Genomic DNA, 18,940 nt, shown 5'->3' with positions numbered 1-18,940 from the left:
GGGAGCCGCAAAACAGTCAAATCACAACTGTTTTGCGGCTCCCTCTCTCTTATTTCATATCATATATTGACAATCCTTTTACTCCTGTGCCAACTCCTCTTCCTGCACCTCAATGGCCAGCTCCAGTTCATTGAGCTGTTCCTGGTCTACTGGACCGGGCGCGCCGGTCATCAGACAGGATGCATCCTTAACCTTGGGGAATGCGATAACCTCACGGATGCTGTCCTCCTTTGCCATAAGCATAATAAGGCGGTCCAGGCCATAAGCCAGTCCGGCGTGAGGTGGAACTCCGTACTTAAAGGCATTCAGCAGGAAGCCGAAGCGCTCCTGGGCCTGCTCTTTGGTAAAGCCCAGCACCTCAAACATTTTTGACTGTACATCATTCTGGAAAATTCTGACGCTCCCTCCCCCGATCTCATTTCCATTGAGGGTGATGTCATAAGCCTTGGCGCGAACAGCCCCGGGATCTGTATCCAACTTGTCCAAATCCTCCTCCATGGGCATGGTAAACGGATGATGCATGGCCACAAAGCGCCCCTGCTCCTCAGAGTATTCCAGGAGGGGGAATTCTGTAATCCACAGGAACTTATACTCATCTTTGTTCAACAGTCCCAGATTCTTAGCTATCTCCAGTCTGAGTGCCCCCAGCACATCCCATACCACCTTGTTCTTATCTGCTGCAAAGAGAAGCAGGTCACCCGGTTTTCCTTCCAGTGCATCCACCAGCTCTTTTAAGGTCTCCTCTGTCAAAAATTTCGCAAAGGAAGACTTGTAAGACCCGTCCTCATTGATCACCAGGTAAGCCAGCCCCTTGGCGCCGTAGCCCTTGGCAAACTCTACCAGAGCATCAATCTTTTTCCTGGGCATGTGACCCTGTCCCTGGGCATTGATTCCCCGCACGCTTCCGCCTGCTGCCAGAGCGCCGGTAAACACACCGAATCCGCAGTCCTTCACCTCTTCGGACACATTCTTAAGCTCCATCCCAAACCGGGTATCCGGCTTGTCGGAACCATACCGGTCCATGGCCTCCTGCCAGGTCATCCTGGGAATGGGAAGGGGTACCTCTATTCCAATGGCCTCCTTAAAAATATGAGCCAAAAGTCTCTCATTCACATCAATCACATCATCGATATCCACAAAGGACAGCTCCATATCGATCTGCGTAAATTCAGGCTGCCTGTCCGCTCTCAGATCCTCATCCCGGAAGCACTTCGCAATCTGAAAGTACCGGTCATAGCCGGAGCACATGAGCAGCTGCTTAAAGAGCTGCGGGGACTGGGGTAATGCGTAAAAATTGCCCGGATGGATACGGCTGGGCACCAGATAATCCCTAGCTCCCTCCGGTGTGCTCTTGATCAGGATCGGAGTCTCGATCTCCAGAAACCCTTCCTCCGCCAGGAACTGACGGGCTGAGGTAGCTACCTTGCTGCGCAGCATCAGATTTCTCTGCAGATTTGGACGGCGCAGATCCAGATAGCGGTGTTTCAGGCGCAGCTCATCCTTTGTCTGGATTCCCTCCTCAATAGGGAAAGGAGGTGTCTCCGACTCAGACAGAATGCGAAGCTCTGTGGCGCGGATTTCAATCTCTCCGGTGGCCAGATTCTCATTTACCGCCCCTGCCCTGGGTTCCACTCTCCCCACAACCGCAATGACAAACTCACTCCTGAGTTTTCCCGCCTTCTCAAACCCCTGTGTGCCGATATCCTTTTCGTCAAACACGATCTGCAAAAGACCGGAACGGTCTCTCAAGTCCACAAATATCAGACTTCCCAGATTTCTTCTCTTCTGTACCCATCCCATAACCGTAACCTGGGTGCCCGCATTTTCCTTGCTCAGTTCCGTACATCTGTGGGACCTTTTCAGTCCCTTCATTGATTCTGCCATGAATCCTTCCTCCTACCTATGATCTTCTGAAAAATTCCTTAAACTCTGTGTATCCCTCTGCCATCAGTTGTTCCTTCTGGAATTTCTTGTTTTTCTTCATCACTGCAACACTGACCTGCATTCCCTGGCTGCGCTCCGCTTCCGCCTCCTTAAAGATGGCGAGCAGTTCTTCTCCCGGCATATTTTTTTCCACCAAATATGCCTTTTTGAGGCTCTTTGCGGGAATCTGATAGTCCTTTTCCAAGAGCAGCATCACAATGCGCTCAAATCCGATGGAAAATCCGCAGGCACACGTCTGGTTGCCCGTAAACTTACCCACCATCTCATCATAGCGGCCGCCGCCGCCCACAGAGCCGCCGAACCCGTCAATGCTGATCTCAAAGATGGGGCCCGTATAGTAAGACATTCCCCGCACCAGGGTGGGGTCAAAGACGATTTTAAAGTTCGCGCTCTTCACCGCATCCACGCTCTCAATGATCGTGGCCAGATCAGAAGCAACTTTTTCATCCAGCACCCCTGCCAGTTTATTCCTCAGATAGCAAACTCCCTGCAGATCCTGCGTGACCTCCCGAAACAGATTCAGATAAGTTTCCACGCACTCCTTCGTAAACCCTTCCTTCTCAAGCTCTGCGGCCACACCCTCAGGGCCGATCTTATCCATCTTGTCCAAAATAATGAAAACCAGGTCATAGCTCTCCACCGGGAAACCGCTGTAGGCAGCCATAGCTTTCAAAATCTTCCGGTCATTGATGCGGATAGTAAAGTTTTCAAAGTCCAGCTTTCCCACCAGGGTGGAGGTTGCCAGAATCAGCTCAATCTCCGCCAGGATGGACGGCTCACCCAGGATATCGATGTCGCACTGCATAAACTGGCGGTAACGTCCTCTCTGAGGCCTGTCCGCACGCCATACATTGCCCATCTGGAGCGCTTTAAAGGGAGCCGGAAGGTCATTGGCATTGTTTGCATAATACCTGGTAAGAGGTACGGTCAAGTCATAGCGGAGACCTCCGTCCACCAAATCACTCTCTGTCTGCGCGGTCTCCAGCTTTAGCTTCTCTCCCCTTTTCAGGATTTTAAAAATAAGCTTCTCATTCTCCCCGCCCTGCTTGCTGGACAAATTTTCAATGTGCTCCACACATGGCGTCTCAATGGATGAAAACCCGAAAGACCCGTAGGTCTCCTTGATCAGACGTATCACATAGTCCCGGATCTCCATCTCCCTGGGGGAGATATCCTTCATACCGGTCACCGGCTTTTTCTTCAAGCTCATAACATTTCCTCCTCTAAATCGATTTGCAATTCTTTTTTGTCTAATATATCTTCAATATCCTCCTGGTGGATGACATTTAGAAAAGCCAGAAAGATTTTCATATCAAAATTTTTCACTTCCTCAATCATCAGCTCCACTGCCGTATCCATATCAAAGGACCGGCGGTAGGGACGGTCAGTAGTCAGGGCTGCAAACACGTCACAGACTCTGATGATTCTGGCTCCCAGGGGGATTTCTTCCCCCACCAGATTGGAGGGATATCCCGAGCCGTCAAAGTTTTCATGGTGGTAGAGAATGCTCTCCAGAATGAATTTGGAATACCCCCTCTTGACCAGCATGGTATAGCTTAAGGTGGAGTGGGTTCTCACATATTTCATCTCCTCAATGTGCAGGGTGTCCTCCTCCCTGGCATAGATGTACTTTGCCACCTCCAGCTTACCCAGATCGTGCAGAAGCCCGGCCACTGCCAGCTCATAGCAGACCTCCGGCGGCAATCCCAGTTCCCTTGCCACCCGGCACGCCAGATTGCTGACACAAATGCCGTGAGCCAGCTCTTTTGCCACATTCAGTTCGATGATCTTACAATTGCTCTTATTTTCCATACTTTAAAAATCCCTGTCTTTTCCGTTCTATCATCTCATCGATCCGTTCTATGTAATTTTTTATATCCTTTACATTTTCAATACGGTCGATGCGGTCTGCACGGCGCACCACCTTCGTGGAAGCTCCTGCTCCGAGGGCCAAAATGGACTGTTTTTCCTCCATAATCAGGATATTGTAGATACCTGCCTTTCCCTCTCTGGCGTACCCCACATTTTCCAAATTACCCGCCATATTCTTCTGGCGGTAAAGATAATAGGGAGACATCTGCGTCTGTACGGCATAGGAATAGGCCATATCCATAATTTCCTGGTTGTTGGTAAAGGTCATCTCCTTATACTGATCACGGAACATATTCAGCCTGGCTGCCCGCTTGACCGCCAGAGAATGCACCGTAATGCTGTCCGGATTCAGAGCTGCCACTTCCCTCAGGGTATGCTCCACCTCCGGCTTTTCCTCTCCCGGAAGGCCTACGATCAGATCCATATTTATATTGTCAAATCCCAGACTGCGCGCCAGCAAAAAGGCTTCCCTGGTCTGTTCCACCGTATGCTGGCGTCCGATCACCTCCAGAGTCTTCTGATTCATAGTCTGAGGATTGATGGAAATCCGTGTCACCTTGTGTCTTGCCAGTACCTCAAGCTTCTCCCTGGTAATGCTGTCCGGCCTGCCAGCCTCCACCGTAAACTCCTGAACGTTTTTCATGTCAAAGGAGGACTCCAGGGCGGTGAGCAGCCTATCCAACTGTTCCGGTTCCAGTGTGGTGGGCGTTCCGCCTCCTATATAAACCGTATCCAGTGTTCTGTCCCTGTATTCCCCGGCTCCAAATGAAATCTCCCTGCACAGGGCGTCCAGATAGGCGTCCACCTTGTCACGCCAGACACTGATGGGACTGGAACTGAAGGAGCAGTACAGGCAGATGCTGGGGCAGAAGGGGATTCCCACATAGAGACTGTACCCCTCTTCATAATGGATGTTCTCCAGTATCTTCCTCTCTCTGTTGGCTATGGCTATGGCAAGAGCTGTCTTCTCCCTGCTGGTATAATAAGTTTCCCTCATATAACCGGCAATCTGGACATTGGACATTCCCTCATCCAGCATTGCCATGGGAATCTTGGTTGGACGGATTCCCGTCAGATTTCCCCATGGAAGCGTCTGGCCTGTATAATCGGACAACAGACGGTAGAGCATGGATTTCAGACGGTTTTTCCTCTCTTTTCGCTGCCGGCTGTCCCCTGTCTCGACTCCGTCCTCCCGAATCAGCCTGCCCTCCGGGGATCTCAAAAAAGCGTGTATCTCCTCTTCCCCGTAAATTATATCTATCTTCAGAGAGTACTCTGTCTCCACATTTTCTCCGCAAAAAACAGAAACTTCCACCCCCGGATAGAACGCCCTCACCAGGGAGTGGATATCATACTCAAAATCCCTCTTATTCAGCTGTACTGCTATCATCTTTGTGCACTCCTATGTTTTCTGTCTTGCGGCTCCTTAGTTACTGTTCACAGTAACGCTCCTTACACTGCCGCCTCCTCATCTTTAGAAAATATAAGGATTGTTCCTCTTTTCATGGGCTATGCTGGTCTCCCCCTCATGTCCCGGATACACCGCAGTCTCCTCCGGAAGCTCCTGAAGCAGACCCTGGACGGAATGCACCAGCACAGACATGCTGCCGGTTGGAAAGTCGGAACGCCCCACGCTTTCGCAAAACAGAGTATCCCCGGAAAACAGGGCCTGTTCCTCAGCCACATAGTAGCACACACCCCCTTTTGTGTGTCCTGGTGTAAACAGCACCCGGAAATCAAATCCCGCCATTGAAAGCGTCTCCCCGTCTTCCAGCAGACGGTCTGCTTTCACACTGATTGGGTTTCCGAACTGTATGGAGAGATTCATACCGGCATCTTCCATAATATCCGCTTCCTCCCTGCCCGCACAGATGGGAATTTGGTAGCGGTCCGACAACTCTCTGGCCGCCCCGATATGGTCAAAATGTCCGTGTGTAAGTAAAATACCCGCAGGCCTTGCCCCCAGTGCATCCAGATCCGCAATCAGGACACCCGCGCTGTCTGCGGGGTCAATGATCACCGCCTCCATCGTCTCACGGTTAACCACCAGGTAACAGTTTGTGCGCACCATTCCCAGAACCCGTCTCTCTATCTGCATTCTGTCCATCGTGATCCTTCCTTTCCTCTCTGCGTAAAACTTTACAGCCCTTCTGTCACCCTGTTGTACGTTCAATATCTATCACGCTCTCCACCTGCCGGATCTTTTCAATCAGGCGGTTCAACTCCTCCTTGCTGGGCACATCAAAACTCATGGCAATGGTGGCTGTCCCCTGCTTGCTGGTTCTGGAGTTGACGCTGGTCACATCAATCTTTCTCTCCGTAAAGATCCTGGAAATATCTACTAAAAGCCCGGTCCTGTTGTTTCCGAAAATCTTAATTTCCGCTGTGTAGAGCTCCCGTTCTCCCGGTGAATCCGGCGCCTGCCACTCTGCGTCAATCAATCGAACGCGGTCTTCCTCTGTCAGGTTAATGACATTGACGCAGTCCGTGCGGTGAATGGAAACACCCCTTCCCCTGGTGACAAACCCTACGATCTCATCTCCGGGCACAGGGGAACAGCACTTAGAAAACCGCACAGCCACATCATGGATTCCCTTTACCACAATACCGCCCTTAGATTTGGCAATGCGCACTTTCTCCTTTGCGCCGGCTGCCTCTATGATATTTTCATCCGTAATCTCTTTCTTGTGCTGCTTATCGTACTCCTCTAAAAGCTTGTTGACTACCTGGCCCTCCTTAAGACCTCCATGGCCTATGGCCGCCAGGGCGGACTCCCAATCCCGGAACCCGTATTTGCGCATCACGCTCTCCATGTAGGAGGGCTTTAAGATATCGCTGAGCACAATAGTTTTCGACTTACAGTAGGTGGACAGCATCTCTTTTCCCTTAATGATGTTGTCTTCCTTGCGCTCATTCTTAAACCACTGGTTGATTTTATTCTTCGCCTGGGTACTCTTGACAATCTTCAGCCAGTCCCGGCTGGGTCCCTTGGAGTTCTGGGAAGTGATGATCTCTATCCTATCCCCGTTCTGGATAACATAATCAATGTTTACCAGTTTTCCGTTTACCCTGGCTCCGATCATCTTGTTGCCCACTGCGCTGTGGATGCTGTAGGCAAAGTCAATGGGGGTAGAGCCGTTGGGCAGATTTTTCACATCCCCTGCCGGAGTAAAGCAGTACACGTTCTCTGCAAAGAGATCCAGGTCGCTCTTTAGCAGACTCATGAACTCCTTGTTGTCGGACATATCCCTCTGCCATTCCAGAATCTGGCGCAGCCAGCTGAGCTTCTCCTCCTCCTGCTCTGCCATTGGCTTCTTGCCGTCTGAAGTCTCCTTGTATTTCCAGTGGGCAGCGATGCCGTACTCTGCTGTCCTGTGCATCTCAAAGGTGCGGATCTGGATCTCAAAGGGCTGGCCTGTTGGACCAATCAGTGTGGTGTGCAGAGACTGGTACATGTTCTGCTTTGGCATGGCTATATAGTCTTTGAACCTGCCTGGTATGGGCTTATACATCTCATGAATCACGCCCAAAGCCGCATAACAGTCCTTCACCGTGTCCACAATGATGCGGACCGCAAACAAGTCGTAGATCTGATCCAGGGTCTTCTCCTGGTTCACCATTTTTTTGTAGATACTAAAGAAATGCTTGACTCTGCCGTCAATCTGGGCCTTGATCCCCGCTGCCTCGATGTGCTTGCTCACCTCATCCACAATACTCTGGACAAAGGCCTCCCTGGCGCTCTTGCGCAGCGCGATCTTCTCCACCAGATCATAGTAGACCTCCGGCTCCAGATATTTTAATGAGAGATCATCCAGTTCGATCTTGATCTTGGAGATACCCAGCCGCTGTGCGATAGGCGCATAGATATCCATAGTCTCCCTGGCTTTCTCCTTCTGCTTTTCGGGTCTCATATATTTTAGCGTACGCATATTGTGAAGGCGGTCGGCCAGTTTGATCAAAATTACCCGGATATCCTTTGCCATGGCCAGAAACATCTTCCGGAGATTCTCCGCCTGTACTTCCACTTTATCGGCAGAATAGGACAACTGTCCCAGTTTGGTAACCCCATCCACCAGAAGCGCCACCTCTGCGCCAAACTCCTGGGTAATCTCCTCAGAAGTCATCACCGTGTCCTCCACCACATCGTGCAGAAGTCCAGCCACAATGGTCTCCTTATCCAGCTCCAGATCAGCCAGGATAATACCAACGCAGAGGGGATGAATGATGTAGGGTTCCCCCGACTTACGGCACTGGCCCTCATGCGCTTCATAGGCAATCTTATAGGCCTTCTCAATCATAGAAATATCTGTGGAAGGATGGTACTTTCTCACACTGTCTATCAGTTCCTGATATAAAAGATCCGGGCTCGTAAAGTCAGCCATGTTTTTTACACTGGCATCCGCTTTCTTGATCTCTTCGATTTTGTCCGTCTTTGTCTTATCTCTCATTGGCATACGCATCACCGTCTTTTCTTTATTTTCCTTCGTAACAGATGACTGAATCCACATTGTATCCCTTCAGCTTCTCGCGGCCCTTTAACCCGCCAAGCTCCATCAGGAAAATAATCTTCACAACCTCGCCGCCCAGTTCCTCAATCATCTTTACGCTCGCCTCCACGGTTCCGCCTGTGGCAATCAGATCGTCCACGATGACAACCCTCTGGCCCGGCTTGATGGAATCCTTGTGCATCTCTATGGTCGCACTGCCGTACTCCAGATCATACGTTTTGGATACCGTCTCCCTGGGCAGTTTTCCTTTTTTTCTCACAGGTACAAAGGCCTTATGCATGCTGTATGCAATCGGCACACCAAAAATAAATCCTCTGGACTCCGTACCGGCAATCACGTCAAACTCCGTGTCGCCAATCAATTTTTTCATGGAGTCAATGGCTAACTGCAGTCCGTCGGCATCCTGCAGCACGCTGGTTACATCCCGGAAAATAATACCCGGCTCCGGAAAATCCGGGATACTCAAAACATATTCTTCAATTCTTTTCATCTTTCCTGTACCTCCAAAAAGCTGGAAAACGGTTACTGTTCACAGTAACACTAAACACCCTCTCCGCCTATAATATACCTAACGATTAGTATATCATTCGGTGACGGCCTTTGCAACGGTTTTTCTGATGACAAAATGATACAAAAAAAGTGAAAAAAGCCAGTTTTTTTGGTTTTTTCACTCTATCATTTCTTATATGATGCGGGAGATGGGACTTGAACCCACACGACGTTGCCATCACTAGATCCTTAGTCTAGCCTGTCTGCCAATTCCAGCACTCCCGCAAATTGCTGCGTATCTTGCTGCAACAAAAGGAATTATAACATCTCATTTCCAATTCGTCAATATGAATTTTTAAATTTTTTTGACAAAAAAATTGTTGACAAATTTTAGGATTTCTTGTATTATTATCTTCGTGAGTTATACAGCTCAACAAAATGAGCGGAAATGGCGGAATTGGCAGACGCGCAGGCTTCAGGTGCCTGTGGTAGCAATATCGTGCGGGTTCAAGTCCCGCTTTCCGCACTCTTAAGGACAGGCCATGGGCCTGTTTTTTTATATCATAGGAAAATCCTTCGGAATTCCCTATGATATAAAATGCCCTCCGGGCGGGATCGCACTGCGGCAAAGCGGAAGATGGCTGCCGGGGCAGCCCCGCTGCAGGCGGAGAATCCTGCGCGCAGGATTCTTTTTTATTACACATATTCCCATCACTTGCGCTGCCTCCCCACCTGTGTTAAAATGCAGGAAACAAAAGGAGGTACTTTCATGCAATTTATACACAATAAAAACGAGATCAACGTTTACGATGCTGACAAGAACACTATAGCCCAGGTCACCTTCCCCTGCATTGACGTTTCCACCGTGGATGTAAACCACACTTTTGTGGATGATTCCCTGCGGGGTCAGGGGATCGCAGGAGAGCTGATGAGGGAACTTGCCGCAGAGCTGCGGTTTCAGAATAAAAAGGCAATTCTCACCTGTCCTTACGCAGTCAATTGGTTTGAGAAGCGCAAGGAAGAGTACAGCGATATCCTGGCTCCCTGATGGAGAATCAGGTTTTAAATTTCATTTTTACAAAATTAATATTCTCTTTATCTCTTTAAGAGATTCTTATGTTTGCTATCATACTCCAGACACAATTTTCCAGTATACTGATAACATCAAATGAAGGACAGCGGTTTCATACGGTACAGGCCGTATGATCTGCCGTTGAACTTCGACAAACAACCCTCTATCCCAATGGGATAGTTTACATAGAGTTTTTCATAATCCAAGCCAGCATCCCGCGGGATGCTGGCTCTCCTTTTGCATTCGGCTCTGATGAGGTTGACTAACTATAGAAGGGGATGTTCCGCGCGCGCTTTCAGCCTCTCCCAGCGCCTGTCCACCTCAGCCTGAATCTCGGCTGCCACATTACGATATTCCTCCCTGGCCAGATGCCTTGTCCTTCCCATCATCTCAAGCCAATCTGTGACAGGAATCTTTTTATTTTTCTTCTCAGGGTCATAACTCAGGGCAGTAACTCCGTTCTCGATCTCATAGAGAGGGAAATAGCAGCAGTCCACGGCAGCCCCTATTACCCGACGCTCTGTATTGGGTTTGTCCCCCCAGTTCAGAGGACATGCAGAGAGCGCTTTTACATAAGCTGTCCCGTACTCAGCCGCATAGGTCTTGGCCTTGGCGGCTTTTTTAATGAAATCAGCAGGGTTTGATTCCGCTACAGTGGCCACATAAGGCAGGTTGGTGGCAGCCATAATCAGAGGCATATCCTTGTTTGCAAAGGTTTTCCCGTACTGATCTTTTCCCAAATGGGAGGTGGAACTCTTTGCGCCTCTGGGGGTGGAGTAGGATAGCTGGTACCCGGTATTCATATATCCCCCGTTGTCATACTCAAAAATGATCAGGTGGTCGCCGCGCAGGGCTGTGCCCAGAGCAGATCCCATACCAATATCCAGACCACCGTCTCCGCTGACCATCACAAAGGTGATGTCCTCATCCGGCAGCTCTCCTCTTCTGCGTTTCTGGCGAAACGCCTCCACCACACCCGCCAGCGTAGCTGCGCCGTTCTGAAACAGATTGTGAATGTAAGGAACACGAAAGGCTGTTTTGGGATATGAGGTTGTGACCACCATTCCGCAACCAGTCTGGAACAATAGCACTACGTTCCCCTCAATTCCTTTTAAGAGCAGATTTACGTTCACCGGAATCCCACAGCCCGGACAGGCCCCGTGTCCCGGTGCCAGCCGTTTCGGCATGGCTGTGCTCTGGCTAATCTGCCCTCCGGTTACCTTCACATTCTGCGCCTGCTTATCCACATTGACTGTGATGTAGCCCGGACTTGCCTGCTCCTTGGTGATTGGATCAAAATATTGTTTTACCTCCAGGTCTTTTTCACCTGGATAAATCCCCAGATAGTCAAATTCCTTCGCATTTGGATTCAGGCACTGTTCAAAAAGCTCCTGGGCATCTTTTAAATAGAAGTCCCTGCCTCCCAGTCCATAGATGCGGCTGAGGACTCTGGCCTGGCTATTGTGATCCTTCAGAGCTGCTTTGAGCTCCAGAGTCATATTTCCGCCGCCTGCCCCATAGCTGTCCTGCCTGTCTCCCACCAAAATCGTCTCCGCGCTCTTGCAAAGCGCGGAGAGCTCCTTTGCCGGAAACGGCCGGAGTGTGTGAAGTGTCACAACCCCAGCCCTCACTCCCTGCTCCCTGAGGCGGTCAGCAGCGGTCTTGGCCGTGTGATAGGATGACCCTAAAAGAAACAGTATCACCTGCGCGTCCTGGTTCCGATAACCCTCCGCCAGATTCATGTCCCTGCCCGAAAGTTCGGCATACTCCCGGAACACCTGGGGGATGACCACTCTGGCCTGCTCCATTGCCTGATGCAGCTGGTATTTATTATTTAAGATGTCCGGTTCATTCATGTAGGAGCCGATGGAAACCGGATGTTCCAGGTCCAGGACAGAGTACTTTGTATCCTGTTTACCCAGAAATCCAGTGACCGTCTCATCCTCCTCGAATACATAGCTTTTCTTTTTCTGATGGCTGGTAAAGAATCCGTCAAAGGCCACAATAACCGGAAGCCTCACTGACTCCGCGATCTTCAGAGCACACAGGTTCATATCATAGACTGCTTGGGGCGTGTCCGCAAACAGAATGATCCAGCCTGTATTCAGGGTATACATCACATCGCTGTGATCCCCCTTGATGGACAGGGGACCGGATACGGTGCGGCAGGCAATATTCAGAACCATGGGAAAGCGTGTTCCGGACTGTACCGGAAGCTGTTCCAGGGCATAGAGCAAGCCATTGGCGCTGGTGGCATTAAATACCCTTGCTCCCGCCGCTGAGGCTCCATAGCAGATCCCGGCGGCGCTGTGCTCTCCCTCTGCTGCAATGAGTGAAATCTCATGCTCCCCCTCCGCTTTCATAAGATCCAGAAACTCCGCGATCTGTGTGGAAGGGGTGATGGGGTAATAGCCCATCACATGATAGTTGATCTGTTTTGCCGCGTAGGCGGCCAACTCGTTGCCGCTCTCAAATAAAAGCTTTTGTTTTTCCATCACACCAGCCCTCCGTCAATTCTTCGCTCCTCCAGATAAGATTCGCTTGTCACCCAGGAGTTTGCACCCACGTCCTCAAATTCCAGTTTGTCTACGATCAAATCCTTATTCCTCACAAACCACTTCAGTTCCGGATGCTCCCTCTCCAGTCCCTGTACCAGGGCATTGGTGGGACAGACATCCACGCACCGCAGACAGCCCTTGCAGTGATGGTAATCAAGTCCGGTATTCACCATTGCCTCCCTGCCCTTGTACTCGCCCTTTTTAAACTGGAACACCATATCCGGGCAGGTGGAATCACAGAGCCCGCAGTTTATGCACTTCTCCTGAATAAACAGTGGAATGTACCCTTCTCTGGATGCGGACAGATCATTGGACACCGTGCTTCCAAAACGCGGATTTACCCCGCCTATGGGTGCATTTTCGTATCCCCATGAGGTCTGCGCTTCCTGATACTCCAACGGTTCATATTTGCCGTCCTGCTCAAAATGAACACATTCGGCTGCCTCATATCCTCTTCTCAGCCCTTCCAAGTTCCGCTCCAGCAGGGCAGGGTACTTTCTCCCCACAGTGTTCTCCACCAATTCACAGATCTGTTCAAAGGGTATAAAACCGGCAGCCTTTGTGATTGCTCCCAGCATCACCATATTGACCCTGCTCTTGGATTCCATGGCAATGTGCAGAGCATCCACCACGTACATATCTCCTGCACAGAGTTTCAGCTTATCCCTCAGTACCTGGGGTTTTTCAGGTGAGTTGATTACCAGTTTGGTCTGCTCATCCACCCCCGCCGTCACCGGAAGCTTTCCGGCCAGGGCTTCGTGAAAGAGTCCAAGGATATGGGGATGCTCAATGGGGCTGTTGATCCTTATCTCCCTGTCCGGAGCGCACCAGCGTATAAATGCCTTCACAGGTGATCCCCTTTTCTCCGAGCCATAGCTGGAGAAACTGGCAGCGTTGAGCCCCAGATGGCAGGCCCCCAGATCACCCAGCAGCTTACCGCACAGGTTGGCGCCCAGCCCACCGATACTCTCCAGTCTTATCTCATAGCATCCCTCCTCATTGACAATAGGGAGCTTTATTTCCTTGTGTTTCTCTTTAATCGCTTTATCCATGATCATCTCCTCCTTCAGACTGCCATTACCGGGCCCACAGGTGTGTAAACCCTGGACTTCAGCTCACTGTCCAGAAGATAGAGACTTTTCTGATCCTCCACAAAGAGCCGGTATTTGTCAATAATATCCCGAATGCTCTTCTCCTCCTCCATCTGCTCCTTCACAAACCAGTCTAAAAGCTGCAGGGTACGGAAATCCTTGAGTGTCAGCGCCTTTTCGTAAAGCCTGTGAATACTTCTTGTCACGGACTTTTCATGCTCAGATGCGTAGAGCAGAGCTTCCTGTGCATCCTCAAACTGCTTCTGTGGGGATGCGATCTTATCCAGGCGCACCTCACAGTCATTATCCTGCAGGTAATTCAGAATCACAAAAGCGTGATCCCGTTCTTCCTGCTCCTGTACACGAAACCAACTGGCAAACCCGTCCAGATTCTGTTCCACATAATAATTTGAGACATTCAGATAAAAATAAGCAGAGAAAAACTCCAAGTTAATCTGCCGGTTCAGCAGTTCAATCATTTCTTCTTCCATTTTGTCCTCCTTCTCCGGCCACAGTCGCCATCTGCCGGAATTTCATTATCTATTATCCATAAAACCCAAAAAGTTATACGAATATTTTTCCAAAAAGTTCTTGACAGAATTTTAAATATCTTGTATTATATCACTTGTGAGTCGCGCAGGCGGCTTCACGTGAACGCGGAAATGGCGGAATTGGCAGACGCGCAGGCTTCAGGTGCCTGTGGTAGCAATATCGTGCGGGTTCAAGTCCCGCTTTCCGCATTAGAAAAAGAGATACATCTATAATGCATAGATGTATCTCTTTTTTAATGCGGAAAACTGCTGCTCCTTGGATTTTTCCTATTTGACCTTTATACGTTTGACTGCGCTGTACTTTCCATATACCTTTTTGCCTGCAGAGTCTATTTTGTATGCCCTTACTTTTACATAATAGATCCGCCCTGGCTTCAATCCCCGAATGACAACAGACTGCTTGCCGGCAAGCCTGGTTTTGCCGCCTTTTTTGAGTTTCCTGTCCAGTGCACAGCGGATTTCATACCCTTTGCAGCCGGAAACCTTTTTGATGCGCACCGTCAATTTTTTGCTCCCTGATTTTAAAATTGGGGCTGCTGTTTTTGGAACTTTCATTTTTGACCACTTTGCGTACACCGTGACGCTTTTCTGACTCACACTTGTAATTTTTCTCTTGCATTTCTCATCCGTATACCAGCCTTTGAAGGTATAACCTCTGCGTGAAGGGGACTTAAGCTCAACGGTCCCGTCCATATAGGTTGACGGATTCGCCGGATTATTTTTTCCTTTCTTCAGCACATACTGAATCTTGTACTCCTCTTTGGGAAGAGGCGCAGGCGCAGGGTCCGGCTTGGGTGCAGGTTCCGGATCTGGCTTGGGACTAGGCTTAGGGTCTGGAAGGGGTTCTTTTTGGGAGTCCTTTAACTTCTGCAAAGTGGACATAAGCTTTGCCTGAAGCGCATCGCATTTTTTCTGAGAAATCCCTTCCAGGGACAATGCTTTCTCTGCGTCCGCCAACTCCTGCTCCAGTTCTGTCCAGAGCTGTTCTGAATACTCCTCTGCATTCATACCGGACATCTCCCCATGTATACTCTCAATGGTCTCACTGAGCGCTTCCGTATCCGCTTTTTGGGTGATGCCGAGCCATGCCAGAAGAGGGTCTCCGCCGGAAACCTTATCTACACTCACCTGAACCACCCCGTCTTCTTTTAATTCAAACGTATTCTCAAAAATGCTCTGTTTGTCCCAGGAGTTGGTATTCATTGCGGTGGCCTGTGATAGCTGCGTCAGCTTGCCCCCTTCTTCCACCAGCTTTGCGTTGAGCTGCGCCTGGCGGCTTGCAGTCCACCACTCACTAAATCCCGCATAGGCAGTGTATGTTCCCGCCGGAAGCGCAAACCGGTAAGTAATGGATTTGTCTTTCTCCGCCCAATATCCCGTACCAAATAAATCTGCGCCTGAATGGGTTCCCACATCCTCTGAAAGCTTACTCACCAACCCCCACTCTCCGTCATACATCTGGTCTGGTTTGTTGTTGAGCAGTTCAATACCCAATCGTTTGAACCCATCATAGTAATCCGCTGCTACCCCATTACAGTCCACAAAGTAAACCATGGCATCCTGATATTTTGTCACGTTGACAGAAATCTCTTTTCCCAGGAAGTCCTTCATAATACCGGTAAGCTTTTCCTTTCCGATTGCGTATGAGTCAAACAGGTTTTCTTTTCTCCAATCGCAGATTGGTGTCTTCAAGGTGGTTCCGTCACCGCTTATAACCATGACGGTTTTCCCCTCAAGTTCATCCATATTTACCCTGTCTGACACAAGTATCTCCATGTCGGTAAGGTTCATGCGGTCCACCTCGAAGCCGCTTTTTCCCTCCAGCTCGTCCAGTGTCCAGTTGGAATATTCTCTCAGAGTCATCAAATAGTTTTCACCGAACTCAACAGGCAACCAGACATATCTGGAATCCCCCAGTTCTCCACCCATATCCGGCGTCAGCCAGCGGTCCCCCATGTAGATAAATTTGCCCTTTGCAGCATCCACCGGAAAAATACAGGTGCTCTGTGTCTGGAAGGTATTTTTATTAACATCCTCCACACAGGGATCTCCCATAGATGTCCATGGCCCCATGGGCGAGTCTGCTATATAGTACCTGGCCTGATTTGGCTTCCAGCCGGTACATCCGGATGTCATCAGGTAGTATCTGTCTTTGTACCGGAATATGGCCGGCGCTTCCCTGGACTCTCCCACCATGTTTCTGGTAAAATCCCTGCCCTCCACAGCTTCCTCATCCCTGGCCGCGATATCCGTATAGTCCTCATTCAGCCTGGATATGTACATGGTGGCGTTCTCCTCGCTGGCATATAGTATGTACCCCGCACCATCTGCGTCCACAAAGAGGTTCATATCCCTGGCCATCCCTCTGCTCTCCCCCTTGTAATCCCCGGAGGTATTCAGACGGCTGGCTTTTATCAGCTTAAAGGGTCCCTCCGGCTTGTCAGAGACAGCTACCGCAGCCATTGCCTTCCCGTAGGACTGGGCGCCTCCCTGGCCATTCAGAGGCCCATCCGCGTGGTACCACATAACATAGTTTTCATTTTTCTCGTTGTAAATTACCTTTGGCCGCTCCACCACAGCGGTGTTCTTATCAATATGTGTGTAAATCTCATCCTGCTCGGCGGGGCTCAGGCTCCCGTATAGCCCATTGAAATAGGCGTCTTCCTTAAACTGGTCTTTGCTGGTCATGGTCTTTAGTACCAGGCCCTGATCCTCCCAGTTGTAGAGATCCTGTGAAGTGTAGAGATGTACGCCCGTTGGTTTGTACTGGTCTGTTTTATCCTCCCCGTACCAATAGTAAGTGTCACCCCACTTTGTGATCTGGCCTCCGTGCGCCTGAATTAATGCGCCGTCTGTGTCATACATCCGTTCCCCGGCAGATCCCGTTATGCTGGTCTTAGGCTTTCTCACCTCCACCTCAGCGTCCAGTCTAACGGCCAGGGAATCCAGCATCTCCTGGGTTGCCAAAGAGCCCTGGGCCAGAGCAACCCCCGCCTCCTCCAAAATAGCGTCAATGCTCTGAAGGTTCAGGGATGGATTCTGCTCTATAAAGCTCTTTGCCCTTCTAACAGCCTGACTGAGCTTCTCAGTATCTTTTACAAATCCCGGGTTTCTGACCAGATTCAGCTCTGCCGCGGATGCATATTGACTGTCCTCCCCGGCGCTGTTTCCCTTTGTGGTAAACGCAGTCAGCCGGACTGCTATCACCCCGTTTTGTACATCAAAGCTGGCGCTCTTCTCACCCCTTGTGGCATCCCAGACTCCCTCAGCCACATTGACAAACTTTGTTCCATCCCGGCTCACAGAGATTTCAAATTTCTGGATAGTTCCATTCCAGTCCTTATCATTCCTGGGCTTGTACCTCAACTGATACAGTCCGTCCACCGCTTGCTTCAGTGTCAATGTGATTGACTGCGGCAGATCCTGGCGATTGCTCCATGAGGTGTGCCACCAAGTCCCCTCATTTCCATCTATGGCCTTTGCAGCCTCATTGCCAGTCTGATAGCTGTCTGCGGATGCAGACAGTTCAGACTGGCTGATCCGTTCATCCTCCACAGCCCTTGTGTCCATTCCATCGGCCTCCCTCACATATTTAGCCTCTCCGCCCCTCATCTTCTGATTGGAAAGTTCTGCCGCCATAGCCTGCGTAATTGGATACGGTAACGCCAGACTAACCGCTATCGCGCCACTAAGAATTATAGCCCCTGCACTTTTCAACTTCATCTTTTCTGCCTCCTAACTTGCTTCATAGCCTCAAGCATGATGCCTCACAGCTAATAGCAAAATTTCATTAAAATATTCTGAGGGTAATCGCCAAATCCTTCCCCAAACAGGTTCACCCCGCCTGTGCAGGCGGCATCCTCCCGAATTCCTATCTTCACTGAAATGTAGGGCTTCTCCCCCAAATGAAGATCTTTAAGTTTTGTTCCTGACACCATCCTCCCATCCAGTTTCGTTCCCCTTTTATCCACGCTCCAGGTTTTCAGCATACCATACTGAGTGTTTTTCTCCGGCCACCAGTCAGGATTCAATTTCCCCCTCCGTCCGCCAAAATCACTGGGACAGTGCCAGGTTCCAGCCTCCAGCCCATTGATCCAGAGGGTGATGTCAGAGGGATAGTCCAGGTCATAGTCTGCTGTTTCGGAACAAAGCTCCGCGGATACCTCTAACCTCTTAAGCACCCTCTCGTCCAGCCCGGAATTGGGAAAGCGGTATTCCACGTACCCCTTACCGAACCAGATGAGCTGGGCCTGGGTCCGTCTTGGATTGTAAAAGCAACGGGGCTCATCCTCCTCATCGATAGGGCCGTCACTCCCCACAATGCCGCAGGTGGGTTCCACATGGTAATCCACAAAATTCCCCACCGGCATACTAACTGTCTCAGTCCGCTTCCGTTCATCCTTTGGCAGTTCCAAGGAAACAATAAGTCTGCCGGCCGTTTTTTTACAGACCTTCATGGAACCGCGTATGCCGGGCATCAGTATTGTCTCAATCAGCCCCGCCTCCTCCAAAGTCTTTACATGCATTGCAGCTGAAGAGGGCGGGATTTTCATCCGTTCCGCTATCTCATTGATGTTCAGCGGCTCCCTCTCCAAAAGTGCCAGCAACGCCAGGCGCTTTGGAGAGGACAGCCCCTTCCCCACCGCCATCAGCCTCGCCTCATCCCCCAGATTCAGCAATATCGTCTTTTTTGCTTCCATTCTCTCTTTCCAGCCTCCAATCCTCCCGTCAATACAACAGTTTTTTTATTACATTGCAAAATTATTGTTGGTTTCACTATACCACAGATTTAGAGCCGGGAAAAGAGGTGAAAAAAAAGAGAAGCTGTCACCAGCTTCCCTTTCAAATGATCTAT

At 50.1% G+C, this 18,940-nt stretch carries 13 protein-coding genes and 3 tRNA genes; 3 read left to right on the top strand and 13 right to left on the bottom strand.

Annotated features, from left to right (window positions below; all coding sequences use genetic code 11):
• Window positions 1-78: 78 nt before the first annotated feature.
• The 8 genes from aspS to AC0THY_RS09125 all read right to left on the bottom strand — a co-directional run bounded on the left by aspS (window position 79) and on the right by AC0THY_RS09125 (window position 9,098).
• A complete protein-coding gene (gene aspS / locus AC0THY_RS09160) occupies window positions 79-1,884 on the bottom strand; it encodes an aspartate--tRNA ligase (protein ID WP_489994119.1) in 1,806 nt (601 codons plus the stop codon).
• A 16-nt stretch (window positions 1,885-1,900) separates the two neighbouring features.
• Window positions 1,901-3,154, bottom strand: a complete 1,254-nt coding sequence (hisS, locus tag AC0THY_RS09155) for a histidine--tRNA ligase (protein ID WP_489994118.1) — start codon at window positions 3,152-3,154, stop codon at window positions 1,901-1,903.
• A complete protein-coding gene (locus AC0THY_RS09150; protein ID WP_489994117.1) occupies window positions 3,151-3,756 on the bottom strand; it encodes an HD-GYP domain-containing protein in 606 nt (201 codons plus the stop codon). Before AC0THY_RS09150 ends, hisS begins: the two co-directional genes overlap by 4 nt.
• Window positions 3,746-5,206 (bottom strand): coproporphyrinogen dehydrogenase HemZ, encoded by a 1,461-nt coding sequence (hemZ, locus tag AC0THY_RS09145; protein ID WP_489994116.1) that lies wholly within the window; start codon window positions 5,204-5,206, stop codon window positions 3,746-3,748. Before hemZ ends, AC0THY_RS09150 begins: the two co-directional genes overlap by 11 nt.
• 84 nt (window positions 5,207-5,290) lie before the next feature.
• On the bottom strand, window positions 5,291-5,923 hold the full coding sequence (locus AC0THY_RS09140) for an MBL fold metallo-hydrolase (protein ID WP_489994115.1): 633 nt from the start codon (window positions 5,921-5,923) through the stop codon (window positions 5,291-5,293).
• A gap of 46 nt (window positions 5,924-5,969) precedes the next feature.
• The gene (locus tag AC0THY_RS09135) at window positions 5,970-8,264 is read right to left on the bottom strand and encodes a RelA/SpoT family protein (RefSeq protein WP_489994162.1); all 2,295 of its coding nucleotides are present in this window, start codon (window positions 8,262-8,264) and stop codon (window positions 5,970-5,972) included.
• A gap of 25 nt (window positions 8,265-8,289) precedes the next feature.
• Window positions 8,290-8,814 (bottom strand): adenine phosphoribosyltransferase, encoded by a 525-nt coding sequence (locus AC0THY_RS09130; protein ID WP_489994114.1) that lies wholly within the window; start codon window positions 8,812-8,814, stop codon window positions 8,290-8,292.
• A gap of 200 nt (window positions 8,815-9,014) precedes the next feature.
• Window positions 9,015-9,098, bottom strand: a tRNA-Leu gene (locus AC0THY_RS09125).
• A gap of 157 nt (window positions 9,099-9,255) precedes the next feature.
• On the opposite strand from AC0THY_RS09125, the gene AC0THY_RS09120 reads away from it, so the two are divergent.
• Window positions 9,256-9,339, top strand: a tRNA-Leu gene (locus tag AC0THY_RS09120).
• Window positions 9,340-9,582: 243 nt separating this feature from the next.
• Window positions 9,583-9,861, top strand: coding sequence for a GNAT family N-acetyltransferase (locus AC0THY_RS09115; RefSeq protein ID WP_489994113.1), 279 nt, complete (start codon window positions 9,583-9,585; stop codon window positions 9,859-9,861).
• Between the two features lie 290 nt (window positions 9,862-10,151).
• On the opposite strand, the gene AC0THY_RS09110 is transcribed toward AC0THY_RS09115, so the two are convergent.
• From AC0THY_RS09110 to AC0THY_RS09100, 3 genes are read right to left on the bottom strand one after another with little or no spacing between them, the layout of a single operon-like run.
• Window positions 10,152-12,380: a thiamine pyrophosphate-dependent enzyme gene (locus AC0THY_RS09110; protein WP_489994112.1), complete on the bottom strand. Its 2,229-nt coding sequence runs from the start codon at window positions 12,378-12,380 to the stop codon at window positions 10,152-10,154.
• A complete protein-coding gene (locus tag AC0THY_RS09105) occupies window positions 12,380-13,495 on the bottom strand; it encodes a 2-oxoacid:acceptor oxidoreductase family protein (RefSeq protein WP_489994111.1) in 1,116 nt (371 codons plus the stop codon). Before AC0THY_RS09105 ends, AC0THY_RS09110 begins: the two co-directional genes overlap by 1 nt.
• A 14-nt stretch (window positions 13,496-13,509) precedes the next feature.
• Window positions 13,510-14,025, bottom strand: coding sequence for a ferritin (locus tag AC0THY_RS09100; RefSeq protein WP_489994110.1), 516 nt, complete (start codon window positions 14,023-14,025; stop codon window positions 13,510-13,512).
• A 165-nt stretch (window positions 14,026-14,190) separates the two neighbouring features.
• On the opposite strand from AC0THY_RS09100, the gene AC0THY_RS09095 reads away from it, so the two are divergent.
• A tRNA-Leu gene (locus AC0THY_RS09095) sits at window positions 14,191-14,274 on the top strand.
• 78 nt (window positions 14,275-14,352) lie between these two features.
• Here AC0THY_RS09095 and AC0THY_RS09090 read toward each other — a convergent pair.
• Together AC0THY_RS09090 and AC0THY_RS09085 are read right to left on the bottom strand one after the other, a co-directional pair.
• The gene (locus AC0THY_RS09090; protein WP_489994109.1) at window positions 14,353-17,808 is read right to left on the bottom strand and encodes a family 43 glycosylhydrolase; all 3,456 of its coding nucleotides are present in this window, start codon (window positions 17,806-17,808) and stop codon (window positions 14,353-14,355) included.
• Window positions 17,809-17,858: 50 nt separating this feature from the next.
• Window positions 17,859-18,785 (bottom strand): ArsR/SmtB family transcription factor, encoded by a 927-nt coding sequence (locus AC0THY_RS09085; RefSeq protein WP_489994108.1) that lies wholly within the window; start codon window positions 18,783-18,785, stop codon window positions 17,859-17,861.
• Window positions 18,786-18,940: the final 155 nt, after the last annotated feature.

It is taken from the genome of Ruminococcus sp. 8Y-12, assembly GCF_058119865.1.
This window is presented reverse-complemented; position numbering and strand designations above follow the sequence as displayed.